At 54.3% G+C, this 24,572-nt stretch carries 25 protein-coding genes and 1 pseudogene; 21 read left to right on the forward strand and 5 right to left on the reverse strand.

The window, feature by feature from the left end; all coding sequences use genetic code 11:
* The first annotated feature begins 342 nt into the window (after nucleotides 1-342).
* Nucleotides 343-1,272 (forward strand): LysR substrate-binding domain-containing protein, encoded by a 930-nt coding sequence (locus A6U95_RS24250; protein ID WP_021180041.1) that lies wholly within the window; start codon nucleotides 343-345, stop codon nucleotides 1,270-1,272.
* Between the two features lie 168 nt (nucleotides 1,273-1,440).
* Here A6U95_RS24250 and A6U95_RS24255 read toward each other — a convergent pair whose 3' ends face one another.
* The 3 genes from A6U95_RS24255 to A6U95_RS24265 all read right to left on the reverse strand — a co-directional run bounded on the left by A6U95_RS24255 (nucleotide 1,441) and on the right by A6U95_RS24265 (nucleotide 3,751).
* Entirely contained in the window at nucleotides 1,441-2,214 is a 774-nt protein-coding gene (locus A6U95_RS24255; RefSeq protein ID WP_083196456.1) for a MipA/OmpV family protein, read from the reverse strand.
* 100 nt (nucleotides 2,215-2,314) lie between these two features.
* Nucleotides 2,315-3,109, reverse strand: a complete 795-nt coding sequence (locus tag A6U95_RS24260) for a CPBP family intramembrane glutamic endopeptidase (protein WP_065686358.1) — start codon at nucleotides 3,107-3,109, stop codon at nucleotides 2,315-2,317.
* Nucleotides 3,110-3,112: 3 nt separating this feature from the next.
* On the reverse strand, nucleotides 3,113-3,751 hold the full coding sequence (locus tag A6U95_RS24265; protein WP_065686359.1) for a TetR/AcrR family transcriptional regulator: 639 nt from the start codon (nucleotides 3,749-3,751) through the stop codon (nucleotides 3,113-3,115).
* 478 nt (nucleotides 3,752-4,229) lie between these two features.
* On the opposite strand from A6U95_RS24265, the gene nrfA reads away from it, so the two are divergent.
* The 7 genes from nrfA (at nucleotide 4,230) to A6U95_RS24300 (ending at nucleotide 10,711) form a co-directional block, all read left to right on the forward strand.
* The gene (gene nrfA, locus A6U95_RS24270) at nucleotides 4,230-5,621 is read left to right on the forward strand and encodes an ammonia-forming nitrite reductase cytochrome c552 subunit (protein ID WP_256388603.1); all 1,392 of its coding nucleotides are present in this window, start codon (nucleotides 4,230-4,232) and stop codon (nucleotides 5,619-5,621) included.
* Between the two features lie 42 nt (nucleotides 5,622-5,663).
* A complete protein-coding gene (gene nrfB / locus A6U95_RS24275) occupies nucleotides 5,664-6,233 on the forward strand; it encodes a cytochrome c nitrite reductase pentaheme subunit (protein ID WP_065686360.1) in 570 nt (189 codons plus the stop codon).
* Nucleotides 6,230-6,901 (forward strand): cytochrome c nitrite reductase Fe-S protein, encoded by a 672-nt coding sequence (gene nrfC, locus A6U95_RS24280; RefSeq protein WP_021180036.1) that lies wholly within the window; start codon nucleotides 6,230-6,232, stop codon nucleotides 6,899-6,901. Before nrfB ends, nrfC begins: the two co-directional genes overlap by 4 nt.
* Nucleotides 6,898-7,845 (forward strand): cytochrome c nitrite reductase subunit NrfD, encoded by a 948-nt coding sequence (nrfD, locus tag A6U95_RS24285; RefSeq protein WP_065686361.1) that lies wholly within the window; start codon nucleotides 6,898-6,900, stop codon nucleotides 7,843-7,845. Before nrfC ends, nrfD begins: the two co-directional genes overlap by 4 nt.
* A gap of 216 nt (nucleotides 7,846-8,061) precedes the next feature.
* A complete protein-coding gene (nrfE, locus tag A6U95_RS24290; protein ID WP_198927325.1) occupies nucleotides 8,062-9,759 on the forward strand; it encodes a heme lyase NrfEFG subunit NrfE in 1,698 nt (565 codons plus the stop codon).
* Nucleotides 9,747-10,133 carry a cytochrome c-type biogenesis protein CcmH gene (locus tag A6U95_RS24295; RefSeq protein ID WP_024530325.1) on the forward strand — a complete coding sequence of 129 codons (387 nt, stop codon included), beginning with the start codon at nucleotides 9,747-9,749 and terminating at the stop codon, nucleotides 10,131-10,133. Before nrfE ends, A6U95_RS24295 begins: the two co-directional genes overlap by 13 nt.
* Nucleotides 10,130-10,711: a hypothetical protein gene (locus tag A6U95_RS24300; RefSeq protein ID WP_065686363.1), complete on the forward strand. Its 582-nt coding sequence runs from the start codon at nucleotides 10,130-10,132 to the stop codon at nucleotides 10,709-10,711. Before A6U95_RS24295 ends, A6U95_RS24300 begins: the two co-directional genes overlap by 4 nt.
* A 167-nt stretch (nucleotides 10,712-10,878) precedes the next feature.
* On the opposite strand, the gene A6U95_RS24305 is transcribed toward A6U95_RS24300, so the two are convergent.
* A complete protein-coding gene (locus A6U95_RS24305) occupies nucleotides 10,879-11,367 on the reverse strand; it encodes a YbaK/prolyl-tRNA synthetase associated domain-containing protein (protein WP_065686364.1) in 489 nt (162 codons plus the stop codon).
* Nucleotides 11,368-11,528: 161 nt separating this feature from the next.
* Here A6U95_RS24305 and A6U95_RS24310 point away from each other — a divergent pair, with 161 nt between their 5' ends.
* Nucleotides 11,529-12,461, forward strand: coding sequence for a DMT family transporter (locus A6U95_RS24310; protein WP_065686365.1), 933 nt, complete (start codon nucleotides 11,529-11,531; stop codon nucleotides 12,459-12,461).
* Between the two features lie 101 nt (nucleotides 12,462-12,562).
* Nucleotides 12,563-13,182 (forward strand): annotated as a pseudogene (locus A6U95_RS24315) (Rpn family recombination-promoting nuclease/putative transposase).
* A gap of 171 nt (nucleotides 13,183-13,353) precedes the next feature.
* Here the strand turns inward: A6U95_RS24315 and hcaR are convergent.
* Nucleotides 13,354-14,235 (reverse strand): DNA-binding transcriptional regulator HcaR, encoded by an 882-nt coding sequence (gene hcaR / locus A6U95_RS24320; protein ID WP_065686366.1) that lies wholly within the window; start codon nucleotides 14,233-14,235, stop codon nucleotides 13,354-13,356.
* A 136-nt stretch (nucleotides 14,236-14,371) separates the two neighbouring features.
* Between hcaR and hcaE the strand changes: the two genes are divergently transcribed.
* From hcaE to A6U95_RS24375, 11 genes are all read left to right on the forward strand, one after another.
* Nucleotides 14,372-15,733: a 3-phenylpropionate/cinnamic acid dioxygenase subunit alpha gene (gene hcaE / locus A6U95_RS24325; RefSeq protein WP_065686367.1), complete on the forward strand. Its 1,362-nt coding sequence runs from the start codon at nucleotides 14,372-14,374 to the stop codon at nucleotides 15,731-15,733.
* Nucleotides 15,730-16,251 carry a 3-phenylpropionate/cinnamic acid dioxygenase subunit beta gene (gene hcaF, locus A6U95_RS24330; RefSeq protein ID WP_024530776.1) on the forward strand — a complete coding sequence of 174 codons (522 nt, stop codon included), beginning with the start codon at nucleotides 15,730-15,732 and terminating at the stop codon, nucleotides 16,249-16,251. Before hcaE ends, hcaF begins: the two co-directional genes overlap by 4 nt.
* The gene (gene hcaC, locus A6U95_RS24335) at nucleotides 16,251-16,568 is read left to right on the forward strand and encodes a 3-phenylpropionate/cinnamic acid dioxygenase ferredoxin subunit (RefSeq protein WP_065686368.1); all 318 of its coding nucleotides are present in this window, start codon (nucleotides 16,251-16,253) and stop codon (nucleotides 16,566-16,568) included. Before hcaF ends, hcaC begins: the two co-directional genes overlap by 1 nt.
* Nucleotides 16,568-17,380 carry a 3-phenylpropionate-dihydrodiol/cinnamic acid-dihydrodiol dehydrogenase gene (gene hcaB / locus A6U95_RS24340; RefSeq protein WP_065686369.1) on the forward strand — a complete coding sequence of 271 codons (813 nt, stop codon included), beginning with the start codon at nucleotides 16,568-16,570 and terminating at the stop codon, nucleotides 17,378-17,380. Before hcaC ends, hcaB begins: the two co-directional genes overlap by 1 nt.
* Nucleotides 17,381-17,388: 8 nt before the next feature.
* Entirely contained in the window at nucleotides 17,389-18,588 is a 1,200-nt protein-coding gene (gene hcaD, locus A6U95_RS24345) for a 3-phenylpropionate/cinnamic acid dioxygenase ferredoxin--NAD(+) reductase subunit (RefSeq protein WP_065686370.1), read from the forward strand.
* A gap of 173 nt (nucleotides 18,589-18,761) precedes the next feature.
* Nucleotides 18,762-19,706 carry a 3-carboxyethylcatechol 2,3-dioxygenase gene (gene mhpB, locus A6U95_RS24350; protein WP_065686371.1) on the forward strand — a complete coding sequence of 315 codons (945 nt, stop codon included), beginning with the start codon at nucleotides 18,762-18,764 and terminating at the stop codon, nucleotides 19,704-19,706.
* Nucleotides 19,707-19,727: 21 nt separating this feature from the next.
* On the forward strand, nucleotides 19,728-20,597 hold the full coding sequence (locus A6U95_RS24355) for an alpha/beta fold hydrolase (RefSeq protein ID WP_065686372.1): 870 nt from the start codon (nucleotides 19,728-19,730) through the stop codon (nucleotides 20,595-20,597).
* Nucleotides 20,598-20,611: 14 nt separating this feature from the next.
* The gene (gene mhpD, locus A6U95_RS24360) at nucleotides 20,612-21,406 is read left to right on the forward strand and encodes a 2-keto-4-pentenoate hydratase (protein WP_065686373.1); all 795 of its coding nucleotides are present in this window, start codon (nucleotides 20,612-20,614) and stop codon (nucleotides 21,404-21,406) included.
* Entirely contained in the window at nucleotides 21,406-22,356 is a 951-nt protein-coding gene (locus A6U95_RS24365; RefSeq protein ID WP_065686374.1) for an acetaldehyde dehydrogenase (acetylating), read from the forward strand. The genes mhpD and A6U95_RS24365 overlap by 1 nt, the downstream gene beginning before the upstream one ends.
* A complete protein-coding gene (gene mhpE / locus A6U95_RS24370; RefSeq protein ID WP_024530784.1) occupies nucleotides 22,353-23,363 on the forward strand; it encodes a 4-hydroxy-2-oxovalerate aldolase in 1,011 nt (336 codons plus the stop codon). The genes A6U95_RS24365 and mhpE overlap by 4 nt, the downstream gene beginning before the upstream one ends.
* 233 nt (nucleotides 23,364-23,596) lie before the next feature.
* On the forward strand, nucleotides 23,597-24,568 hold the full coding sequence (locus A6U95_RS24375) for a phosphotriesterase (RefSeq protein ID WP_065686375.1): 972 nt from the start codon (nucleotides 23,597-23,599) through the stop codon (nucleotides 24,566-24,568).
* Nucleotides 24,569-24,572: the final 4 nt, after the last annotated feature.

Here is a 24,572-nt window from a genome sequence, read left to right on the forward strand (position 1 = left end):
ATGCTTTCATTGCTACTGAGAATAGCAATAGATGCTGGATAAAAACATCCGCTTAAGAATCATTCATCGCAAAGGGTGTAATTATTGAAAATAATTCAACAATAAAGACAAACTGTGCGGCGGCGCAATCTTTCTCTTATGTTTTGCGCCTTTTGCCACGGTAAACGTCCCTGCGGGGAATGGGCTTTCACCTCGCGCCACATCAGGCTCTAAACTAATAATCAGAAGTGTGATTGTCTTCAAATCAGTTGTAATCGCAGTGTTAAATTTTGTTCAATACTGGTTGCGTGTCATAGGATTTACAAATACATTCAACAATGCGTCCAGGGGGGAGGAGGGGTCATGAATTCTATTTTTACCGAAGAAAATCTGTTGGCATTTACCACCACGGCGCGTTTTGGCAGCTTCAGCAAGGCGGCCAAGGAACTGGATCTGACGACCTCGGCCATCAGCTATACCATCAAAAGGATGGAAACCGGGCTGGACGTCGTACTGTTTAACCGCAGCACGCGCAGCATCGAACTCACCGAGTCCGGTTTTTACTTCTACCGTAAAGCGACCGATCTGCTTAACGACTTCCATGCCATCAAGCGCGGTATTGATACCATCTCGCAGGGTATCGAGGCGCGGGTGCGCATCTGTATCAATCAGTTGCTCTACACCCCAAGGCATACCGCCCGGCTGTTACAGGTGCTGAAGAAGCAATTCCCCACCTGCCACATTACGGTGACCACCGAGGTATACAATGGCGTCTGGGATTCCATCATCAACAACCAGGCCAATATCGCTATTGGCGCACCGGATACGTTGCTGGACGGCGGTGGCATTGATTACACCGAAATTGGCGCCATCCGTTGGGTATTCGCCATTGCGCCCGATCATCCATTGGCGTTTATGCCAGAGCCGATCTCAGAGAGCCAGCTGCGGCTTTATCCCAACATCATGGTGGAAGACACCGCGCATACCATCAACAAGAAAGTGGGGTGGTTGCTGCACGGGCAGGAAGCGATCCTGGTGCCGGATTTTAACACCAAGTGCCAATGCCAGATTTTAGGGGAGGGGATTGGTTTCTTACCGGAATATATGGCGCGTGAACCGGTAGCAGAGGGGCTGTTGGCAACCCGCGCCATTCATAACCCACGGCAGGATTCCAGCATGTTGCTGGCGACACAGCATGCGGCAACCGGGCAGGTCACCCAGTGGATCAAAAAGCAGTTCGCTCCGGGTGGGGTGCTGACTGGGATTTATGGGGATTTGCTTTATCGGGAGTGACTCGGGGATCTTGGTGCCTAAAATCCCCTTACCCTGGCAGAAAGTAAACTGCACCTTAAACGCTGGCTAGTCACAAATTAAGGTGCAGTGGGTTATGGCAAAACAGTCCCTTCCCATAAATGATTATTGGGATCCATCGCTGGTTTATAAAATAAAATAGTGGGTCAATCAGAAGCTATATAAAACGCCAGCCACTGCATTGATACTATAATCACGATCGGTCATCGGGCTATCTTTCACCGTGTCGCTCATCTGTTCATTATATCCCATCAGGAACAGCTGCCAGTCGTTATTAATGGCATAATAGCTGGCGAGAGAAATGTAAGATGTGACGCCGCTTTTCGCCTGGTATTGTTGCATCCCGCTGCGTTGCGACTCCCGTTCGCTGATACCAAAATAGTAATTATTGAAGGCGCGGTTTTGCCAGCGCATACCGAAGCCGGGAACCAGTTGCAATTTGCCAAACTGGAAGCGGTACTGATAGCCGACATCGGCAATTACGCCGTCGCTATAGCCCAGCACGTCGGTTGCAATATCAGCGTTGATGCTCCCCCAATCGGCATGATACTGATACCCGATGCCCGCCATGGCGGTCGCTCGCCGCTTATCCAGCTTCTTCATCGCCGGATCGTCGCTATCCGTAGGTTTAAAGCTTAGTGGGGAGTAGTTAACCGCCAAATGCAGATTGTGCTTCTCAGAACTCAGTAGATTAATGCCGATCCCTTGGCCGTTAATAAAAAACTGCTCTCCTTGATAAGTCAAAATCGGTAGCGGTATATATTGTGCATCATAGTCGCGATAGGGTAACTGTTCTGCCAGTACACCAACACCTACCGACCAATCGCCAGCATAGGCATTACCCGTTAATAATATGGCTGTCAGCGAAAGGGCATTAACTGAAAATAGTGGCTTGCGAACAGATATAAAATTATATTCCATCATGATAGATATCCCAGATTTAGGTCAAAAGGTTGCCATCAGCTTCTAATGAGCCGATAAGTGAAATTACATTCTTATTAAGGTATTAATGAACTAATATTGCTTACTCTTTGAAAAACAGCTCCTGTTCAATGGCAATCAGTAAGGTGGCTATCAGCAATAATAGGGCTGTCCAGATACATTTGGTCAACGGTGCGACCGGCATAAGCTCTGCCATCATCACCAGGGTAAAGTGAAATAAAATGGCTGCCGGAATGCTACGCTGACAATGATAGTAGAACCAATTGGCCAGCACGGCGGCAGGAAACATGCTGATAAAAAAGTTGGTAACGTATATTCCCCCGGCCTGCCATAGTTGATGCTGATAGGTATCTGCAATAAAGAATAAGGGTAAATGCCAGAGTGCCCATAGCCCAAAAAATATCAACGAGGTGGGCAGCAACATTGGCCAACGGCCCCTTAAGCTATCGACGCCATAACCGCGCCAGCCCAGTTCCTCTAGTATTGAAGCGATCAGTGCCAACGGTAGCATGGCCAGAAAACCGCTGGAAAAAGCAAACTGGGTGGTACTCAAACCTAGCCGTACTGACAGCCAAATGGCCATCAGTAACGGCAGCAGGATTAATCCCAACATGGTTAGCGTGCGGCCCAGCGTTATCCCTGCCAAAGAAAATACCCTGCAGCGAATATCCCTCCACAACCGCCGGTCTTTGGCCGTCCATATCATCACCCCTGTTGCCAGGGCTGGGCCAAGTAATCCCAGCAGAGCCACAAATAACGCCGACTGTTGCCTATCCGGTAAATGGCTCAGATAGGCTGCGATGGCCCACGCTAACCATGAAAACGCAAAAACCAGACCAAAAAAGCGCAGCGGAGAATAACGGATTACCGGGATCATCGCTTAATCCTCTCCTTGAATACTGGCCCCTAAAACGGCGGCAAAAGACCCGGCAACGGCACCGAAGGCACGCTCAATCAGCAGCAGCATGGCCTGCATACGCGCGGCTTGCTCTTCAGGCGTCCAGCTAAACATCTGGTGGCCGAACAGGAACAGCGAACCGGCAAGAATGAACTGCACCGTCGATAGCGGATCATCAACTTGAAAAACGCCTTCCTGGTTTCCTTGCTCCACCACCGTTGCCAGGATCGGCCCAAAGGCCAACACCGTTTCAATATTGCTGCGCTCATGCAATGCGCGGTTCTCTGGGCGGTGTAAGTCCTCAACCAAAGCCTGCCCGGCTTCTACAGTTTGATTCTGCGCGGCGATGATGGCGCAGAACTTTTCAATCGCCCCCAGTTGCGGATCGTCGGCAATGATTTGTGAGCGGGCAACCATCTCGGCACACAGTTGCTGTGCCAACGCTGCCAGTACTTCATCTTTGGATTTGAAGTAGTAATAAAACGTCCCCTTGGCGATGCCAGCGCTGCGGACAATGGAATCAACAGAGGTCGACTCATACCCGATTTCCTGAAACAGCTCGCTGGCCGCCTGCAAAATTTCAGCCCGGCGCACCTCTGGCGTTTTCACCGTACGTACCATAGTAAATCCCTCTTTTTCGTATGGAGTAGCGCTACGGTATTAATTGACTGACGGTCAGTCAATAAAAAAATGCAGTTTTTTTGCACGCAATGGCCGGGGTAGACATTCCGCAGATTGCCTTCCGTATCAGACTACCGTTCTGAACTAGTCCCTCTCATTTTTGGGGGAGAGGGGAACATCGAGTATGTGTCATCATTTTGTTTCCCCCATCCAACTCGTTATCTTTCAATAACTAATTAGAGTTAGTTCGAGTTTGCGCTGCCTCGCAAAATTCAATCAACAACTGAACAACCTGCCGGAACTTGACCAAAGACAACATTTTTTGTGGGGTCTATGGTATCCCTACGCACGGTGTAATGGCGAAAATCTGTTCTAACAAGAACTTAACGACTAATAAAAGCACTGCTCTCAAGCAGGCAAAATGGATGGGATGCTTATGAATAAGGTAAGCAAGTTATTGATGCTATTTCTGGCAGGGATGTACGCGGTTTTTCTCTCTTTCTCGGCACAGGCAGATGCGACACCTGCCGCCACGCCGCAGAAGGTTGAAGCCAAGAATGAAACCTTCTCTGCACCTCACCCTGACCAATATAAGTCCTGGCAGGCGACTTCCGAGCAGTCCGATCGGGTAGACGCTTTGGCTGGCGACCCGCGTCTGGTCATTCTTTGGGCCGGATACCCGTTTGCCAAGGATTACAACAAGCCGCGTGGGCATGCCTATGCCATCACGGATATCCGTGAATCCTTACGTACCGGTGCACCGAAAACGGCAGAAGAGGGTCCGTTGCCAATGGCCTGCTGGAGCTGCAAAAGCCCGGACGTTGCCAGGGTGATCGCCGAACAGGGCGAAGCGAGTTATTTCCATGGTAAATGGGCGCGTGGCGGGCCGGAAATCGTCAATAACCTCGGCTGTGCGGATTGCCACAATACCGCTTCCGCCGATTTTGCCGCCGGTAAACCTGCGCTGCAACTGTCCCGCCCTTACGCGGCTCGAGCCATGGAAACGATAGGTAAGCCGTTTGACAAGGCAGGCCGCTTCGATCAGCAATCGATGGTGTGTGGGCAGTGCCACGTTGAGTATTACTTCGATGGTAAAGACAAAGCGGTGAAATTCCCTTGGGACAAGGGCACCACGGTTGATGACATGGAAGTGTATTACGACAACATCGAGTTTTCCGACTGGACCAACCCGCTGTCCAAGACGCCAATGCTAAAAGCCCAACATCCAGAATACGAAACCTGGAGCGCGGGTATTCATGGCAAGAACAACGTCACCTGTATCGACTGCCATATGCCGAAAGTGCAAAACGCCCAAGGCAAGATCTACACCGATCACAAAATTGGCAACCCGTTCGATAACTACGAACAAACCTGTAAGAACTGCCACACCCAGGATAAAGCCAGCATGCAGGCGGTGGTGGAAAAACGTAAGCAGGATATCAACGAGATCAAGCTGAAGGTAGAAGACCAACTGGTTCACGCGCACTTTGAGGCGAAAGCAGCCTGGGATGCCGGTGCCACCGAAGCTGAGATGAAGCCTATCTTGACCCACATCCGTCATGCGCAATGGCGCTGGGATTATTCCATTGCTTCCCACGGTATTCAAATGCATGCGCCAGAAGTTGCATTGCGCATTTTGGGTACCGCGCTCGATCAGGCAGCACAGGCTCGGACTCAGTTGATCCGTCTGCTAGCGACCAAGGGCATCACCACTGAAGTCAAGTTGCCGGACATTTCCACCAAGGAAAAAGCGCAGTTGGCACTGGGTATGGATATGCCACAACTGAACGCCGAAAAGCAGGAATTCCTCAAGACGGTGGTACCGCAGTGGGAAGAACAGGCACGTAAAACCGGGCTGTTAGGCAAATAACCCCTCCGCCCCGTGTGCGGGGCGTAAACAAATGGAGTCAATATGAGCGTACTGCGTTCGTTATTAACTACCGGGGTGCTTGCCTGTAGCCTTTGGCTGACAGTATTACCGGTATCGGCCCAGACCGACAGCCCCGCTGTTCAACAGAAATCGGCGGAAGTCACCTTGCAACGTAATCCGGATGAGGCCTGCCTGCGCTGCCACAAGCCGCAACAAAATGCGATGCACGGTAAACATGCGGGAGCCATTAACCCGAATAACAAATTGCCACTGACCTGCACCAATTGTCACGGTTCACCTTCGCTGCATCACCGTGAGGGCGTGAAGGATGTAATGCGTTTCAACGAGCCGATGTTCGGCGTGGAACAGCAAAACAGCGTTTGCCTGTCCTGCCATTTGCCAGAGACATTGCAAAAAGCCTTCTGGCCACATGATGTGCATTTGGCCAAGGTGAGCTGCGCCAGCTGCCATACCTTGCACCCGCAGCAAGATAAGGTACAAGGGCTGAACGACAAGGGGCGGATCAAGCTCTGCGTAGACTGCCACCGTCAACAACAGGATGATCCCGCGTTTAATCCAGCGTCCGTAAGGCTGGATAAGGGGCAGCCATGAGCTGCTCACGGCGCCGTTTTATCGTAGGCATTGGCGTGTTGGCGGCTGGCTCGACTCTGGCGGAAAAACTGCTGGCGCGCACCATGAACGTCAATGGCATCCGTTACGGCATGATCCACGATGAGTCGCGTTGCATCGGCTGTACCGCCTGTATCGATGCCTGCCGCGAAGTCAATCAGGTGCCGGTGGGCGTTTCACGCCTGGAGATCGTCCGTAGCGAACCGATAGGCCAATTTCCGGACGTGAAATACCGGTTTTTCCGCCATTCGTGCCAGCATTGCGATGATGCTCCCTGTGTGCATGTCTGCCCAACGGGGGCCTCGTTTATCGATGCCGCCAGCGGCATTGTCGACGTGAACCCGGATCTCTGTGTCGGTTGCCAATACTGCATCGCTGCGTGCCCTTACCGGGTACGCTTTATTCATCCGGTGAGCAAAACGGCGGATAAATGCGATTTTTGCCGCAAGACCAACCTGCGGCAGGGCAAGCAGCCAGCCTGTGTATTGTCGTGCCCCACCAAGGCATTAACCTTTGGCAATCTCGATGATCCACACAGTGATATTTCGCGTCTGTTGCAGCAAAAGACCACTTATCGCTACAAGATAGCCTTGGGGACACGGCCAAAAATGTATCGCGTGCCGTTTAAATATGGGGAGACAAGTCAATGACTTCTGCCTTTCATTTTGACTCTCTGGTCTGGGACTGGCCCATTGCGATTTACCTGTTCCTGATCGGCATCTCTGCCGGTTTGGTCACTCTGGCTATCCTGTTGCGCCGTTATCATCCAGAAGAGGGGGCCTCAAACAGCCGGGTGATGTTAACCACGCTGTTTATCGCCCCAACCTCGGTCATGCTTGGGCTGGTGATCCTGATCTTCCACCTGACCCGTCCGTGGACCTTCTGGAAACTGATGTTCCACTATAGCGTCACCTCGGTGATGTCGATGGGGGTGATGCTGTTCCAGGTCTATATGGTGGTGCTGGTGGTCTGGCTGGCGCTGATCTTCCGTGACGAGGTGGCGGCGCTGCAACAGCGTTGGTTACCCAAGTTGGCGGTAATCCCACGTCTGCTGCAGCGCTTGCTGCCGCTGTTGCGGCTAATAGAAACGGTGATGCTGGTGTTGGCGGTGCTGTTGGGGGCTTATACCGGTTTCCTGCTTTCGGCGCTGAAGTCGTACCCGATGCTGAATAACCCGCTGTTACCGGTGCTGTTCCTGTTCTCTGGCGTTTCGTCCGGGATCGCGGTGGCACTGCTGGTGGCGGCCTTCGGACCTAAAGGTCATCTGCACAGCCGGGAAGTGCATTTCCTGCATCGCCTGGAGACGCCGGTGGTGTGGCTGGAGATCTTCCTGCTGGCGGCGTTCTTCATCGGCCTGTGGCTGGGGGATGACGGCAAACTCCGTGCCTTGTCGGCCGCGCTTGGCGGTGGGTTCTGGTCCTGGTGGTTCTGGTTGGGCGTTGTTGGTTGCGGGCTGATTATGCCATTGCTGCTGAAAGCTCTGGGCTGGGGGAAAGCGCATTTCCATATCCTGTTGATCAGCGGCGCTAGCCTGTGTGGCGTGCTGTTGCTGCGTTATTTTATTCTGTATGCCGGGCAGATGACGGTTGCCTGAGTGCTTACCCGTCGTCTTTCAAGCCGCAGCGTTGTTACCTGCACTTACCCACCCCGGTCACTTACTAAAAGTAAGCTCCTGGGGATGAACAAGCTTGTCGCCTGGTAGTGCTGTACAAGGATGTACGAATGCCGCGAGCGCAGGGATGCGCATGAGCGGCTGACTTGAAATCCATAGGGTAGAGCAGGACAGATAGAAGAGAATAAGGCGGTAGATGTGTTGTGGTTACCCGAGCTGGGATTTATTGCGTTATTGCTGGCCTGCACGGCGTCGCTGCTGCTGGCTGGCATTACGCTGTTGACGTTGATGGATCGCCGTTGGGGTGGGCTGTTGCCAGTGCGTGGCTGGAGCCTGAGCATTTTTGTGTTAATCGCACTGTCTTTCGCCATTCTGCTACAGCTGTTTTTGAGTAATGACTTCTCGGTCATGTACGTAGCCCAACATGGTCACAGCCAGTTGCCACCGCTGATGAAGGCCGGGGCGCTGTGGGGTGGCCACGAAGGCTCGCTGCTGCTCTGGCTGCTGTGCCTGGCCGGTTGGTCTGCCTGCTTTGCCTTGTTCAGCCCTAAATCGATGCGCTCACTACAGCCGCTCACGCTGGCCATTCTGGCGTTGATCGTCGGCTGTTTTCTGCTTTTCATCCTGTTCTTCTCCGATCCTTTCGTTCGGCTTTTCCCCGCCGCGGTTCAAGGGCGCGATCTGAACCCGATGCTGCAACATATCGGCCTGATCCTGCACCCTCCGCTGCTCTATTTGGGCTATGCAGGGTTTGCCACCTGTAGTGCTCTGATGCTTGCTGCTTTGCTGCAAGGGGAGTTTAGCGCCGAGATTGCCGGGCAGTGCCTGCGCTGGGCCAAACCGGCCTGGTGTTTCCTCACTGCCGGGATTATTTTGGGGTCCTGGTGGGCTTACAGCGAGTTGGGCTGGGGCGGCTGGTGGTTCTGGGATCCGGTGGAGAATGCTTCACTGCTCCCTTGGCTGACCGCGACCGCTTTGTTACACAGTTTGGCGGTCGGCCAGCGTACCGGAGGATTGCGGCATTGGTCGCTATTGCTGACATTAGGCACCTTTGTTCTCAGCCTGTTGGGCACCCTGATTGTGCGTTCTGGCATCCTGGTTTCAGTGCACGCCTTTGCGCTGGATGAGCAGCGCGCATTGCCGCTGTTTATCCTGTTTGCGTTCCTTAGTGGTTCATCGTTTTTGATTTATGCATTACGTGCCAACCGGGGGAAAGCCGTTATGTCCCCGGTGAAACCTGCATTGCTCGGCGCGTTGTTGCTTCTCAGTTCCGCCGCCCTGATCGTGCTGGTGGGGACTTTGTACCCGATGCTCTATCGGATAATGGGGTGGGGGCAGATCTCTGTTGGCGCGCCTTATTTCAATCTGGTGCTGCTGCCGTTTGGGCTGCTGGGGTTGGTATTGATGTGTTATGGCGGATTCAGGCGGCGGCGCTATGCCCAGTGGATTGCTCACGCCGGAGTGTTGCTGACGGCATTAGGCATTGCCAGTTCGGCGCTGCAATGCCATGAAATCAGCCTGAACGTCACCGTGGGCGAGACGGTTAGCCTCGCGGGATACCAATTTACGTTGCGTTCGGTAGATCTACAGGCTCAGGCTAATTTCACCAGTGAACAGGCGATGATTGAGGTTACCCAGCAAGGCAAGCCCGTGGCCCAGTTAACGCCTGAAAGGCGGTTTTACACCGCCCGCCGCCAACAGATGTTTGAGCCAGGCATCGACTGGAACGCTTTCCATGAATGGTACGTGGTGATGGGCGAAAAAAGTGGCGAGCAGCGTTATGCCATGCGCTTTTATGTGCAGACCGGCATCCGTTGGATCTGGTGGGGTGGGGCGTTGATGATGATTGGCGTGTTGGCCGCCGGTTGGCAAAGGAGGCAAGCATGCGCTGGTTAACTGCTCTGTTGTTGTGGGGGAGCATCACGTTGCCGCTGGCGGCCCAGATCGTCGATACCTGGGCATTCACCTCGCCGGAAATGCAGGAGCGGGCGCTGACGGTGGCAGGCCAGATCCGTTGCCCGCAATGCCAGAATCAGAGCCTGCTGGAGTCCAATGCCCCTGCGGCGGTCGCCATGCGCCATGAGGTATTTGCCATGACCGAACAAGGCAAAACGCAGGCGGAAATCATGAGTTTTATGACTGCACGCTACGGTAACTTTGTCCGCTACCAACCGGCTTTTGAGCCCTCGACGTTGTTACTCTGGGGGCTGCCACCGCTGATGTTAGGGGCGATTGGGCTGGTGTTATGGCGGCGGAGGAAAGCGGAATGAAATCGCGTTCTTACCCTCTGCTGTTTATCGTGCTGGTGCTTGGCCTTTCCGCGGGTTGGTATGTGGCCAGCGGCCGCCCGGTTACCGTGTTGGCCGAACAGCATAAGCGCAGCTCGCCCGTCCAACCGCTCACGCCTCATCAGCAGGCCGAAAGCGAGTTACAGACGTTACAGCAGAAGATCGACCAGTCACCGCAGGACAGCGTGTTGTGGGCGCAGCTGGGGGAATATTATCTTTTTAACGATAATTTTGCCGATGCGCAGGCGGCCTATCAGCGGGCATTGGCTCTGCGGGGGGCGAATGCCGAACTTTACTCGGCGTTGGCAACGGTGCTTTATTACCAGGCAGGCCAGCGTATTACCCCGCAGGTGGAGAGCAATATAGCAAAGGCTTTGGCACTGGATAAGGATGAGGTCTCGGCGTTGATGTTGCTGGCTGCCGATGCCTTTATGCATACGGAATATGCCAAGGCGATAAGCTTATGGCAACGCCTGTTGGACAGCCAGTCGCTACGGGTTAACCGGCCACAGCTAATTGAGGCCATCAATATGGCCAAACTGCTGTTACAGAATCAATAAAATTGAGCGATTTCCCCTCACCCTAACCCTCTCCCAAAGGGAGAGGGGACCGTACGTGCCACCTGTTGGCTAATTTATTTATCTTATATATCAATATATTAAAGTTAATCTCTGCACAAAACGACAACACCGTAGCAGCTCCCTCTCCTGGGTGAGGGGGCCGGAGCTCACGCCATGCGAATGAAATTCACCAATCTAGGCTGAGCAATCCTCTGATAATCTCCAGCGTTGAGGATCAGCGAACGCTCCAGCGTGCCAGCATTAAAGGCCAACTCGTCAAAGCGTTCAAACAGCAGCGGGTCGGCGACCAGCAGCAAATCCGGGTGGAAGCTAAACGGCGGGATCGCGCCAAAGACGCAGTCGGTCAGTTGGTCGACTTCAACCGGGCTGGCCAGTGAGGCGCGAGTACCGCCAACACCCTGTGCCAACGCGCCGAGATCGGCCTGTTGGTCGGCGGGCAGGATGGCCAGCACGTGCTGCTTGATGCCGTTGCCCTTGACGTGGCACACCAACGCTTTGGCCCCTTGCCCCAACTGGGTGCCGCGAATCTTGGCGACTTCTTCGGATTTTCCTGCCGTGGGATGCTCAACCACGCGATAGCGCGCCTGCTGCTGGTCAAGAAGGGAGGTTAAACGACTAAAGGTTGCGGTAGACACGCCATGCTCTCCTGAGTTTTGCTTTTCTTGCCCCTATCATAACGCGTTGTGACAGAGAATGGCTCAGCCAAATTATTGATTAAACAACGGGCTATTTTTTTGTTTTTACGGATAATACGTAATTATGAAACGGGATTTTAATTTTTTGGAAGGAAAGGGGCGTGAAGACTAACCTGTCGTTGTTTACCCAGCCGAAGTTCGTTTGGCTGTGTGCGGCTTTCTGCTGTTTGCTGTGGGGCAGTGCCTACCCGGCGATTAAAAACGGTTATGACATTTTCCAGATCGCCACCGACGATCTCCCCGGCAAGATCGTCTTTGCCGGTTACCGCTTTGTGATTGCAGGGGCCTTATTACTGCTGTTTGCTATCTTGCAGGGTAAGCCCATCGGCCGTTTGTCACGACGCCAGTATTCACAGTTGGTGGTGTTAGGGAGCACGCAAACGGCACTGCAATACGTCTTCTTCTATATCGGTCTGGCCTACACCACAGGGGTAAAAGGATCGATCATGAATGCGACCGGCACCTTCTTTAGCGTGTTGCTGGCGCATTTCATTTATAAAAACGATCGTCTTAGCATGAATAAAATCGTCGGCTGCGTGGTGGGTTTTGCCGGGGTGATGGTGGTGAACTTCAACAGTCAACTGATGGATTTCAGCTTTAGCTGGCTGGGGGACGGTTTTGTGGTGATCGCCGCGTTTATCCTTTCGGCCGCTACGCTGTATGGCAAGCGCATTTCGCAGACCGTCGATCCGACGATCATGACCGGCTGGCAACTGGCCATCGGCGGTGTGATGCTGACGGTTGGAGGATATCTGGCGGGGGGCCGGTTAGAGTTCCACGGCTGGGCATCGGTGGCGATCCTGAGCTACCTGGCGCTGCTGTCCTCGGTTGCTTTTGCGCTCTGGAGCCTGCTGCTGAAATATAACCGCGTGGGCATGATCGCGCCGTTCAACTTCCTGATCCCGGTTTCCGGTGCGGTACTATCGGCCATTTTCTTACAGGAAAGCATCATGGAATGGCGTTATGCCGTGGCGCTGATGCTGGTGTGCTTTGGTATCTGGCGGGTCAACGTGGTGCGCAAAGAGGCATCGTAGGGGCGCCCGCATGCGAGTCAAATTCCATATAAATACTGTCATAATGTGAGTGGGCGAATGCCTGTGGTAGGTTTTTTTATGTTAAGTCCAGGATGACCAACATGAAAAAAACCACTCCTACACTGCACGATGCGGTATTTAAACAGTTTCTGACTCACCAAGATACGGCCCGAGATTTTCTGGAATTGCACTTGCCGCCTGCTTTGCTGCAATTTTGCGATCTGAATACGCTAAAACTAGAATCTGGTAGTTTTATCGAGAGTGGTCTGCGTGCTTACTACTCCGACGTACTCTATTCGTTGCACACGGAGCAGGGGGACGGTTATGTGTACGTTTTGCTTGAGCATCAAAGCTCACCCGATAAGCACATGGCATTTCGACTCGTACGCTATGCCATTGCCGCGATGCATCGCCATCTGGAAGCGAGTCATGACCAGCTTCCGCTGGTGATCCCAATGCTCTTTTATCACGGTCAGGTGACGCCTTATCCCTATACCATGAGTTGGCGAGGCGTGCACCACAGCACGAGGAGGAATTGATGACTATTGCAGAATATCTCAAACAACAAGGTATTGAGATAGGTATCGAGATAGGTATTGAGAAAGGTCGGGAGGCCGTCCTGAAAATTGCGAGCTCCATGCTGGCTGATGGCTTCGATCGTGCCCAGGTGATGAAATTGACCGGCCTCTCCGCAGACGATTTGGCGAAAATCAGCCACTAAACATGAGCTGAGATAACGAGTGCTAGATGAGTAACCACTGTGTAGTACCCATTTTCATAATGGTGAGCTCTGTATTCTTTGCCATAAGTCACTATGTGACCTTGTGGAGGGGGGAGGCAAAAATCACTAAAACCGAGGTGGCCACTTGAAGGAGAAGCAGGCTCGATACAGCTAAACCTCAGGTTGCTCTTCCACCAGGTCAATCATTTGTGCCAGCGCCGGGCTGCTGTTCTCTCTGTGCCATGCCATCAATAATTCAATCTGTGGTGCACTGGCCGGTAGCGGGCGGAAGACCACGTTCGATGACTGAAAATGGCTGACATAGCGCGGCACAATAGACAGGCCCAGCCCCATTCCTACCAGATTCATGGTGACCAGAATGTTGGTTGCTGCCTGCACGATCTTGGGCTTGCTGTGGGATTCGGCGAGGTAGGCAGTCACCATCTGGTGCAACGCGCCGGAGTGTGTCGGATCGGTGCTGATAAAATTTTCGCCATCAAGATGTTGCGGCTCTAGCTGCGATTCTTTACTCAGTGGATGATCAATGGGCATCACTACTACCAAGGGCTCACGATAAACTACCCGGTAGTTCAGTTGATTACTGATAATCGGGCGGCGCATAAAACCAACGTCAATCTCTCCTTTCAATAACTTATCTTCTTGCTGAGTGGTAATGATACTCACCAGTTCGATACTGGACGCCGGTAGCCGCAGGCGTAACTGGGGCAGAACGTCAGGCAGGATGTTCACTTCCGCACAGGGCACAAAGCCAATGATCAGCCGAACCTGTTGTTCCATGGCCTTACGCGCCAACTGTTTTGCCTGCTCTGACAATTCAAGAATATTGATCGCCTGATGTAAAAATACTTCTCCGGCGCGGGTTAGCGAAACCTGGCGATTATTTCTTATTAATAATGGCGCGCCCACACAACCCTCAAGATCTTTTATCTGGCTGCTCAATGAGGGCTGCGACGTATGTAGCTTCTCGGCGGCCCGGGTGAAATTGAGTTCTTCGGCTACCGCGACAAAATAACGTAAGTGTCTTAGCTCCATGCCTTTTTCTCCCATCATAGAAAAAATGTCTGGTACGGTCGTTTTTTACTATTTCACAAAATAGTAACTGGAAAGCAACATCCTTTGCGTAACCCCTACGAAGGTCAATACATCTCTTGGATGAGGATCAAATAATATGACCACCAACGCAAAATTAGATGTTTATAGCCTGATCGACACCCGGAATGGGCAAGTTCTGCCACGGATCTATACCGATCCGGACATTTATCAATTAGAGCTGGAGCGTATATTTGGCCGCTGCTGGCTGTTTCTGGCCCATGAAAGTCAGATCCCCAAACCCGGCGATTTTTTTAACACCTACATGGGGGAAGACGCGGTAGTCGTTATCCGTCAGAAAGATGGCTCCCTCAAGGCGTTTCTCAACCAGTGCCGCCACCGTGCAATGCGTGTCAGCTACGCGGACAGCGGCAATACCCGCGCTTTTACCTGTCCTTACCACGGCTGGTCTTATGGCATCGATGGCGAATTGGTCGAGGTGCCGTTAGAGCCACGAGCCTACCCGCAAGGGCTGTGCAAATCGCATTGGGGGCTGAAGGAAGTGCCCGGTGTCGAAAGCTATAAAGGCCTGATATTTGGCAACTGGGATACCAGTGCTCCGCCACTCAAAGAATATCTGGGGGATATGGCCTGGTATCTGGATGGTTTGCTGGATCGGCGGGAAGGTGGCACCGAAATTGTCGGTGGTGTGCAGAAGTGGGTCATTAACTGCAACTGGAAGTTCCCGGCCGAGCAGTTCGCAAGCGATCAGTATCATGCCCTGTTCAGCCATGTCTCGGCGGTACAGGTCTTGGGCGGCATGCAGGACGGCAGCGATAAAAAACTGGGTAATGATCAAACCCCGCGCCCGGTATGGGAAACCGCCAAAGACGCGGTGCAATTCGGCCAGGACGGCCACGGCTGTGGCTTCTTCTTTACCGAAAAACCGGACGCCAACGTGTGGGTTGATGGCGAAGTCTCGCGCTACTACCGGGAAAGCTATCCCGAAGCCGAGCAGCGTTTGGGCAAAATCCGTGCCCTGCGTCTGGCCGGGCATAACAATATTTTCCCCACCCTCTCCTGGCTCAATGGCACCGCGACCATGCGCGTCTGGCATCCACGCGGGCCGGACCAGGTAGAAGTCTGGGCATTCTGCATTGCCGACAAGGCCGCCTCGCCGGAAACCAAAGCGGCGTTTGAAAACAGCGCTACCCGAGCCTTTGGCCCTGCCGGTTTCCTTGAGCAGGATGATTCGGAAAACTGGGCTGAGATCCAGAAACTGCTCAAAGGCCACCAGGCCCGCAACAATCCATTGTGCCTAGAGATGGGGCTGAATCAGGAAAAACGCCGTGAAGACGGTATTCCCGGCATTACCAACTACATCTTTTCCGAAACCGCCGCGCGCGGCATGTACCAACGTTGGGCGGATTTGCTGAGCAGCGAAACCTGGCAGGAAGTCCAAGAGAAAACCGCAGCCTACCAGCAGGAGGTGGTGAAATGAGCCATCCGATCTCTATGGAACTCCAGCATCAGATTACCCAGTTTCTCTACCACGAAGCCGCCCTATTGGATGACTGGGCGTTCCGCGCCTGGTTGGAACTGCTTGACGACGATTTGAGCTACACCATGCGCACTATGGTTAATGCCCAGACCCGCGATCGGCGTAAAGGGGTGCAACCGCCGACCACCTGGATTTTCAACGACACCAAATCACAGCTGGAACGCCGGATCGCTCGCCTGGAAACCGGAATGGCCTGGGCTGAAGAACCTCCGTCCCGTACTCGCCATATGGTCAGCAACTGCATTATCAGCGAAACGGCGCAGGCCGATGTGTTCTCCGTAAGGGTTAACTACTTGCTTTACCGGTCGCAAAAAGAGCGCGACGAAACCTTCTACGTTGGCACCCGTACCGACCTGCTGCGCCGCCGTTCAACCGAAGAGGGCTGGGGGCTGTGCGGGCGTGAAATTATTCTCGACCAGGTGGTTATTACCTCCCACAACATGAGCATCCTGTTCTGATGAAACGAATCCATGCTTGTTCTGTTGGGGCGTTGCCGGAGGGGGAAGCTCTCCGGCTCGATACTGAGCCGACGATCGCGCTGTTTCATGTAGGCGGTGAATATTACGCGATCAACGATCGTTGCAGCCATGGCAATGCCTCGATGTCCGAGGGCTATATCGACGATGACGCGACCGTGGAATGCCCACTGCATTCGGCCAACTTTTGCCTGAAAACCGGTAAAGCGCTATGCATGCCCGCCACGGAGCCGCTGCAAACCTATCTGGTCACCGTGTCAGAGGGGGCCGTGTTCATCGATTTACCGGAGGGAGCCTGATGTCCGATCTCAAAGATGATGTAGTGCTGATAACCGGTGGCGGCTCAGGGTTAGGGCTGGCTTTGGTGGCGCGCTTTATTGAGGAGGGCGCCAGGGTAGTGACCCTGGAGCGTTCAGAGGAAAAGGTCAGCCGATTACAGCAGCAGTTTGGTGAGCAGGTTGTGGCCGTGCAGGGTGACGTGACTTGCTTTGCCGATAATCAGAGTGCGGTGGCAATGGCGCTGTCCCGCTTTGGGCGTCTGGACTGTTTTATCGGCAATGCCGGGATCTGGGATCATAATGCCTCGCTGCTGGCGACACCGGCGGAACAGTTAGAGTCCGGTTTTAACGAGCTGTTTGCCGTTAACGTCAAAGGTTATCTATTGGGCGCCAAAGCCAGCGCTCCGGCATTGATCGACTCCTGCGGCAGTATGATCTTCACGCTTTCCAATGCGGCCTGGTATCCCGGTGGTGGTGGCCCGCTGTATACAGCCAGCAAGCATGCTGACGTAGGGTTGATCCGTCAGTTGGCTTATGAACTGGCCCCCAAGGTGCGGGTCAATGGCGTCGGGCCTTGTGGCATGGCCAGTGACTTGCGTGGTCCACAGGCGCTTGGGCAGCAGGACACCTCGATTATGCAATCGCTGACGCCGGAAAAGATTGCCGCCATTCTGCCGTTGCAATTCTCCCCTGTGCCGGAAGATTTTACCGGCCCTTACGTGATGCTGGCCTCGCGCCGTAACAACCGGACGCTGAGCGGCGTGATGATCAATGCCGATGCGGGCCTGGCCATTCGGGGTATTCGCCACGTGGCGGGTGGATTGCAGTTATAGGAGCCAACATGAAACAGATAGTGATTATCGGCGGTGGTCAGGCCGGGGCTATGGCGGCCGCAGCCTTACGTGCACAGCGGTTTACCGGTGGCATTACCTTGATCGGCGAAGAGCCGGAAATTCCGTACGAACGTCCCCCTTTGTCGAAAGCTATGTTGCTGTCGCCCACTGCGCAGTTGCAAGACATTCTGCCTGCTTCTTTCTATGAGGAGAATGCCATTGTCCTGCGCCGCAATACTCGGGTTGTCGCGATCGATACCTTACAACACACGGTGCTGTTGGCTGATGGTGAAGAATTGGAGTGGGACCGATTGCTGTTAGCGACCGGGGCCAAGGCACGACGGCTTACATCTCTGGATGCGTTAGGCGATAAATCGCATACCTTGCGCACAGCGGCAGATGCCAGGCGGCTACGTGGTGTACTGACTGCCAACCAACGGATCCTGATTGTCGGTGCTGGCACCATTGGCCTCGAGCTGGCAGCCAGTGCGAAGCAGAGTGGCTGTGAGGTGACGGTGATTGAGCAGGCCGCGATGGTGATGGGGCGAAATGCTCCACCGCCGGTGCGGGATTATCTGACGGGCCTGCATCAACAACATCAGGTGCGTCTTTGCCTTAATGCCCAGATTGAGCACGTAGCCCTGGAACAGGAAAACGTGGTGCTGACGTTGCAGGACGGCGAACGGCTGATGGGTGACGCGGTGATTTATGGCATTGGCATTGAAGCCAACGATCGCCTGGCTACCCAGGCCGGATTAGCCACCGCCAACGGCATTATTGTCGATGACCATTGCCGTACTTCGGTTGCCAATATTTATGCGGCTGGAGATGTCACCTTACGCCGTCAGGGGGATCAACTTGTCCGCCTGGAAACCTGGGATAACGCCAACCAGCAGGCACTGGTGGCGGCCTGTGCCATGTTGGATCAGCCGTTACCGGCCACGGTGCCGGTATGGTTCTGGACCGATCAGTTCGACAGCAATATTCAGTTTATCGGGGCCATGCAGAGTGAACATTGGTTAGTGCGCGGCAGCGTTGAGGCGCACAACGCCATCTGGTTTGCGTTGCAAGAGGGTCGGCTGGTGGGGGCCATCACGCTGAACCAAGGCCGGGAAATGCGCCATCTGCGCAGGTTGATCCAGCAAGGGAACCCGGTTGATGAAACGCTGTTGATCGACCCACTTGTGGCACTAAAGAGCTTGATGTAGCCCCGCGAAGGCTAACCGGTTTCCCCTCCTCACCCCACTCTCTTACGCAGGAGAGGGAGTTGATCTGGTGTCGCGAGCAGGTGAGGGGGGGGCTTTTACGCCCGGAACCTGGACCGTCTGGAATAGCCGTTCCGCGCTAAACACGCTAATGACTAAAAACAAGGTGGCTTGATATGAACGCTTATCTCCATTGTCTCTCTCATTCCCCGCTGGTGGGTTACGTTGATCCGGTCCCAGCGGTGCTGGCCGAAGTGGAAAAAACCATTGCCGATGCACGCCAGCGGATCCAGGCATTTGATCCTGAACTGGTGATCCTGTTCGCGCCAGATCATTACAACGGTTTTTTCTACGACATCATGCCGCCGTTCTGCATTGGTATGGCCGCTACGGCGATTGGAGACTTCAGCAGTGCCGCTGGCGAGTTGCCGGTGCCTGCGGAACTGGCCGAAGCCTGCGCTCAATCTGTGTTGGATGCAGGGGTTGATGTTGCGGTTTCCTACTGCATGCAGGTGGATCATGGTTTTGCCCAGCCGCTGGAGTATTTGCTCGGTGGCCTGTCAAACTGCCCGGTGCTGCCGGTATTTATCAATGGGGTCGCGCCACCCTTGCCTGGCTTCAAGCGTACGCGCCTGCTGGGGGAAGCTATCGGACGTTTTGCCCGTGGCCTCGATAAACGGGTGTTGATCCTGGGCTCCGGTGGGCTTTCGCACCAGCCACCGGTACCTCAGTTGGCCGGGGCCGACGCTCATATGCGTGACCGTCTGTTGGGCAGTGGCCGCCAATTACCGGCAGACGAGCGCCAATTACGCCAGCACCGCGTTATCACTGCCGCCCGTGCTTTTGTGCGGGATCAGAGCACCTTACATCCTCTCAACCCGGTCTGGGACAACCAGTTTATGGACATTCTTTCCGGTGGGCAGTTGGCGGAACTTGACGGGCTGGGCAATGACGAACTGTCGGCGATCGCTGGCCGTTCGACCCATGAGGTTAAAGCCTGGATGGCCGCCTTTGCTGCGCTATCGGCATTTGGTCCTTATCAGACCGAGGGGCGCTATTACCGCGAGCTTCCTGAGTGGATCACCGGATTCGGCTCAATCAGCGCCGCACCGCGGAAATAATAACGATAAAGGAACAACATCATGACATCGCAATCTTTTGACCTTACTGAAGAAAATACCAGCCGCTTCGTGCAGATCCAAGAGGGTGAAGCCAGCCTGCGTATCCATTACAACGACTGTGGCAACGGTGCGCAAACCGTGGTTATGCTGCACGGTTCCGGCCCCGGAGCCAGCGGTTGGGCGAACTTCAGCCGTAATATTGAACCGCAGGTAGCAGCGGGTTATCGCGTGATCCTGTTGGATTTCCCAGGCTGGAGCAAGAGCGATTCAATCGTCAGTAACGGTTCCCGTTCGGACCTCAATGCGCGCATTTTGAAAGGGCTGGTGGACGCGCTGGATCTGCAGCAGGTACATCTGCTGGGGAACTCGATGGGCGGCCACAGCGCCGTGGCGTTTACCCTGACCTGGCCTGAGCGCGTTGGCAAACTGGTGTTGATGGGGGGCGGTACAGGTGGTGCTAGCCCCTTTGTGCCGATGCCAACGGAAGGGATCAAGCTGTTGCAGGGGCTCTATCGCGAGCCAAATATCGAGAACCTGCGCAAAATGATGAACATTTTTGTTTACGACCCCAGCGAGCTGACCGAAGCGCTGTTCAAAACCCGCCTCGATAATATTCTGGCGCACCGTGACCACCTGGAAAACTTCGTCAAGAGCCTGTCCGTTAATCCGAAGCAGTTCCCGGATTTCAGCCCGCGCCTGGGCGAAATCAAAGCCCAAACGCTGATCGTCTGGGGGCGCAACGATCGCTTTGTGCCGATGGATACCGGGCTGCGTCTGCTCGCGGGCATTGCCGGGTCACAGCTGCATGTGTTCAGCAACTGTGGGCATTGGGCGCAATGGGAACATGCCGACACCTTTAACCGCATGGTTGTGGATTTCCTCAAGCATTAATCAGGGAGCGAATGATGAGTGATTACAATCTGGAGCAATTGGCCGAGGCGTTACGGCAGTCCGAGGCTAGCGGCAAGGTGATTGGGCCCTTGCGCGATCGTCTCGGCCTCGACAACGGCGAGGCGGCCTACGCCATCCAGCAATTGAACGTGCAGCATTGGCAGGCTGCGGGCCGCCGAGTGGTAGGGCGCAAAGTAGGACTTACCCATCCCAAGGTTCAGCAACAGCTGGGAGTTGACCAGCCGGACTTCGGTACCCTGTTTGCCGACATGTGCTACGGCACCAACCAGGGCATTCCATTTTCGCGGGTGATGCAGCCGCGTATCGAAGCGGAGATTGCGTTGGTGCTGGATCGTGATTTACCGCATGCCGATACCACGTTCGATGAGTTATGTAGCGCAGTGGAGTGGGTATTGCCAGCGCTTGAAGTGGTGGGCAGCCGTATCAAAGACTGGTCGATCGCGTTTGTCGATACCGTGGCGGATAACGCTTCCTGTGGTGTGTATGTGCTGGGTGGCCCGGTGCGTCGGATCGATGAGGTGGATCTGCAACATTGTGGTATGAGCATGACGCGCAATAACGAGGTGGTGTCTAGCGGGCGTGGCAGTGAATGTCTTGGGCATCCGATCAATGCTGCCGTCTGGTTGGCACGCAAAATGGCCAGCCTCGGCACGCCGTTACGAGCTGGTGATGTAGTGCTGACCGGAGCTCTGGGCCCGATGGTGCCGGTGCAAGCAGGTGACAGTTTTATGGCAACAATTGAAGGCGTCGGCACGGTTTCGGCCCACTTCTATGAGGATAGCCAATGATGAGCAAGAGAAAAGTGGCGATCGTCGGTTCCGGCAATATCGGTACCGATTTGATGATTAAAATCCTGCGTAACGCCAAGCATCTGGAGATGGGGGTGATGGTGGGGATCGATCCTGAATCGGACGGGTTGGCTCGTGCTCGCCGGATGGGGGTTGCAACCTGTCATACCGGTGTTAACGGACTGATCCAGATGCCGGAATTCGCCGACATTGATTTTGTCTTTGATGCCACCAGTGCGAGCGCACACGTTAAAAATGATGCCATCCTGCGGGCGGCCAAACCGGGGATCCGGCTAATCGATCTGACACCTGCGGCTATTGGCCCTTATTGCGTGCCGGTAGTGAACCTGGAGGAAAACCTCAGCCAGGTCAACGTCAATATGGTGACCTGCGGCGGCCAGGCGACCATCCCGATGGTGGCAGCGGTAGCACGGGTGGCCAGAGTTCATTACGCCGAAATTATCGCCTCCATTGCCAGTAAGTCTGCCGGGCCGGGAACTCGCGCTAATATCGATGAGTTTACCGAAACAACCAGCAAGGCGATCGAGGTGGTCGGCGGGGCTGAGAGGGGCAAAGCGATTATCGTTTTGAACCCGGCGGAACCGTCCTTAATGATGCGTGATACCGTCTATGTGCTGAGTGAATCAGTCGATCAAGCCAAGGTTGAGGCTTCAATCAACGAAATGGCGGCGGCCGTGCAGGCCTACGTGCCAGGCTATCGCCTGAAGCAGAAAGTGCAGTTTGATGTTATCCCTGCCGATGCACCGCTTAATTTACCGGGGATTGGTCGTTTTTCTGGTCTGAAAACCTCGGTGTTTCTGGAAGTTGAAGGCGCGGCACACTACCTACCTGCCTATGCAGGCAACCTTGATATCATGACTTCCGCTGCGCTGGCGACCGCCGAGCGTATGGCTCAGGCCATGGCGTATGTTGCTGGAGAACGGCTATGAGCGACAAAAAAATCTCTATCTCGGATGTCACCCTGCGCGACGGGATGCACGCTATTCGTCACCAATATACGCTGCAAAATGTGCAGGACATTGCCAGGGCGCTGGATGCGGCGAAGGTAGATTCAATAGAAGTGGCACATGGTGATGGTCTACAGGGCTCCAGCTTCAACTACGGCTTTGGCGCACATACCGATCTGGAATGGATTGAGGCGGCGGCGGATGTGACCACCCACGCTAAAATCGCTACCTTGCTGCTGCCGGGTATTGGCACTATTCACGATCTGAAGGATGCCTATAACGCTGGGGCACGGGTGGTGCGAGTCGCCACTCACTGTACCGAAGCCGATGTCTCCAAACAGCATATCGCCTATGCCCGTGAGCTGGGCATGGATACCGTGGGTTTCCTGATGATGAGCCATATGACGACGCCGGAAAATCTGGCCAGCCAGGCCAAGCTGATGGAAAGTTACGGGGCAACCTGCATCTACGTGGTGGATTCTGGCGGCGCGATGAATATGAACGATATCCGAGCCCGTTTCCGAGCCTTGAAAGCGGTGTTGAAACCGGAAACGCAAACCGGTATGCATGCGCACCATAACCTCAGTCTTGGGGTTGCCAACTCGATGGTCGCGGTGGAGGAAGGGTGCGATCGCGTGGATGCCAGCTTGGCAGGGATGGGGGCAGGAGCCGGTAACGCGCCGCTTGAGGTGTTTATTGCGGCGGCGGATAAGCTTGGCTGGAACCATGGCACGGATCTGTATGCCTTGATGGATGCGGCTGACGATCTGGTGCGCCCGTTGCAGGATCGGCCCGTTCGCGTCGATCGTGAAACGTTGGCGTTGGGCTACGCCGGGGTTTACTCCAGTTTCCTGCGCCACTGTGAAGTGGCCGCGGCGAAATACGGTATCAACGCAGTAGATATTCTGGTTGAGCTGGGTAAGCGCCGTATGGTGGGCGGCCAGGAAGATATGATCGTCGACGTGGCGCTGGATCTACGTTCTCGCTAATCCTCAGCAGGCCAGTCAGGCTGGCCTGCAGTTCTTGTTAAGCCGTGGTGAAATTGACAGATAGGTCAGACACCACTCTCCCCATCAATGGCTGCGCTTTGGCGTGGCCATTGTCATTTATCAGCGACGAGTGAAAACAGATTGGTCAATTTGCGAACTTGATCACTTGACTGGTCAACTGATCTTAACCTATGTTGAAGCTACCTTCTTTTCCGTTCCAGGGAGCCGTTCTCATGGGATCCATCCGCACGTTAAATGGTGACATTGCTGCCAACCAGCTCGGCGTAACTTACAGCCACGATCATATTTACTGTATTCCTCCCTATTGGGCAGAGCGTGGGGATGACGATCTGTTACTGGATGATCCACAGGCTTCAGAACGCGAACTGGCGGATTTCCGTCAGGCTGGAGGCAATGCAATTTATGACGCCACGGCTCCCGATTATGGCCGCCAGGTGGTTGCCGTAGCTGAGATGGCCAAGCGGCAGCGATTGCATATCATTGCCACCGCCGGGTTTAACAAAGGGTTTCTGTGGAGCAGCAAGCGGCCTGGATTGAGGCAAAGCTTTGCTGAGTGGGTCGAAGGGGCTTCGATTGATGAATTGGTAGAACACGTCAGCCGTGAAGTCACTGAAGGTATCGAAGGCAGCGACTATCGCGCCGGCGTGGTGAAATGCGGCACCGGCTATAACACCATCTCCCCGCTGGAACGGAAAACCATGGAAGTTATCGTAAGGGCACAGCAACGTACTGGCGCCCCGATGCATAGCCACACGGAAATGGGCACCATGGGATTGGAACAGGCACAGATATTTAAAGAGTTGGGGCTGGATTTGTCCCGCCTGTGTTTTGCTCATATGGATCGTAACCCCGATCCGTGGCTCCACCGTCAGATTGCCAACACCGGGGCATTTCTCTCTTTTGACGGTATGAGCCGGATAAAATATTACCCAGAACATATCCGTACCCAGGCCATTTTGGCGCTGTGCCAACGTGGCTATCAGAAACAAATTCTCATCGGCGGTGATTTCGCCCGTAAATCCATGAGTGCCCATTACGGTAAAGGCGGCTTGGGGTTGAAGTTTATTCTGGCCGACTGGCGGCCAAGATTTATCGAAGAGGCCCAAGAGGCAGGGTTTGATGGCGAAGCCCTGCTGCACGATTTCTTTGTGGAAAACCCAGCACGCTACTTTGCTTTTGGCTAAGGAG

Origin of the sequence: Serratia sp. 14-2641 (assembly GCF_001692375.1) — a bacterium.
In the GTDB taxonomy this organism is placed as follows: domain Bacteria; phylum Pseudomonadota; class Gammaproteobacteria; order Enterobacterales; family Enterobacteriaceae; genus Chania; species Chania fonticola_C.

Excerpts from the sequence above, each read along its gene's own strand:
- A6U95_RS24260 (WP_065686358.1), bottom strand. The coding sequence starts at position 3,109 with ATGATCCCGGTAATCCGTTATTCTCCGCTGCGCTTTTTTGGTCTGGTT.
- A6U95_RS24255 (WP_083196456.1), bottom strand. The coding sequence starts at position 2,214 with ATGATGGAATATAATTTTATATCTGTTCGCAAGCCACTATTTTCAGTT.
- A6U95_RS24300 (WP_065686363.1), top strand. The coding sequence starts at position 10,130 with ATGAAATCGCGTTCTTACCCTCTGCTGTTTATCGTGCTGGTGCTTGGC.
- mhpE (WP_024530784.1), top strand. The coding sequence starts at position 22,353 with ATGAGCGACAAAAAAATCTCTATCTCGGATGTCACCCTGCGCGACGGG.
- mhpD (WP_065686373.1), top strand. The coding sequence starts at position 20,612 with ATGAGTGATTACAATCTGGAGCAATTGGCCGAGGCGTTACGGCAGTCC.
- A6U95_RS24375 (WP_065686375.1), top strand. The coding sequence starts at position 23,597 with ATGGGATCCATCCGCACGTTAAATGGTGACATTGCTGCCAACCAGCTC.
- A6U95_RS24265 (WP_065686359.1), bottom strand. The coding sequence starts at position 3,751 with ATGGTACGTACGGTGAAAACGCCAGAGGTGCGCCGGGCTGAAATTTTG.
- hcaF (WP_024530776.1), top strand. The coding sequence starts at position 15,730 with ATGAGCCATCCGATCTCTATGGAACTCCAGCATCAGATTACCCAGTTT.
- A6U95_RS24250 (WP_021180041.1), top strand. The coding sequence starts at position 343 with ATGAATTCTATTTTTACCGAAGAAAATCTGTTGGCATTTACCACCACG.
- nrfD (WP_065686361.1), top strand. The coding sequence starts at position 6,898 with ATGACTTCTGCCTTTCATTTTGACTCTCTGGTCTGGGACTGGCCCATT.
- hcaD (WP_065686370.1), top strand. The coding sequence starts at position 17,389 with ATGAAACAGATAGTGATTATCGGCGGTGGTCAGGCCGGGGCTATGGCG.
- nrfA (WP_256388603.1), top strand. The coding sequence starts at position 4,230 with ATGTACGCGGTTTTTCTCTCTTTCTCGGCACAGGCAGATGCGACACCT.
- nrfB (WP_065686360.1), top strand. The coding sequence starts at position 5,664 with ATGAGCGTACTGCGTTCGTTATTAACTACCGGGGTGCTTGCCTGTAGC.
- A6U95_RS24295 (WP_024530325.1), top strand. The coding sequence starts at position 9,747 with ATGCGCTGGTTAACTGCTCTGTTGTTGTGGGGGAGCATCACGTTGCCG.
- hcaE (WP_065686367.1), top strand. The coding sequence starts at position 14,372 with ATGACCACCAACGCAAAATTAGATGTTTATAGCCTGATCGACACCCGG.
- nrfC (WP_021180036.1), top strand. The coding sequence starts at position 6,230 with ATGAGCTGCTCACGGCGCCGTTTTATCGTAGGCATTGGCGTGTTGGCG.
- hcaB (WP_065686369.1), top strand. The coding sequence starts at position 16,568 with ATGTCCGATCTCAAAGATGATGTAGTGCTGATAACCGGTGGCGGCTCA.
- A6U95_RS24355 (WP_065686372.1), top strand. The coding sequence starts at position 19,728 with ATGACATCGCAATCTTTTGACCTTACTGAAGAAAATACCAGCCGCTTC.
- mhpB (WP_065686371.1), top strand. The coding sequence starts at position 18,762 with ATGAACGCTTATCTCCATTGTCTCTCTCATTCCCCGCTGGTGGGTTAC.
- hcaC (WP_065686368.1), top strand. The coding sequence starts at position 16,251 with ATGAAACGAATCCATGCTTGTTCTGTTGGGGCGTTGCCGGAGGGGGAA.
- hcaR (WP_065686366.1), bottom strand. The coding sequence starts at position 14,235 with ATGGAGCTAAGACACTTACGTTATTTTGTCGCGGTAGCCGAAGAACTC.
- A6U95_RS24365 (WP_065686374.1), top strand. The coding sequence starts at position 21,406 with ATGAGCAAGAGAAAAGTGGCGATCGTCGGTTCCGGCAATATCGGTACC.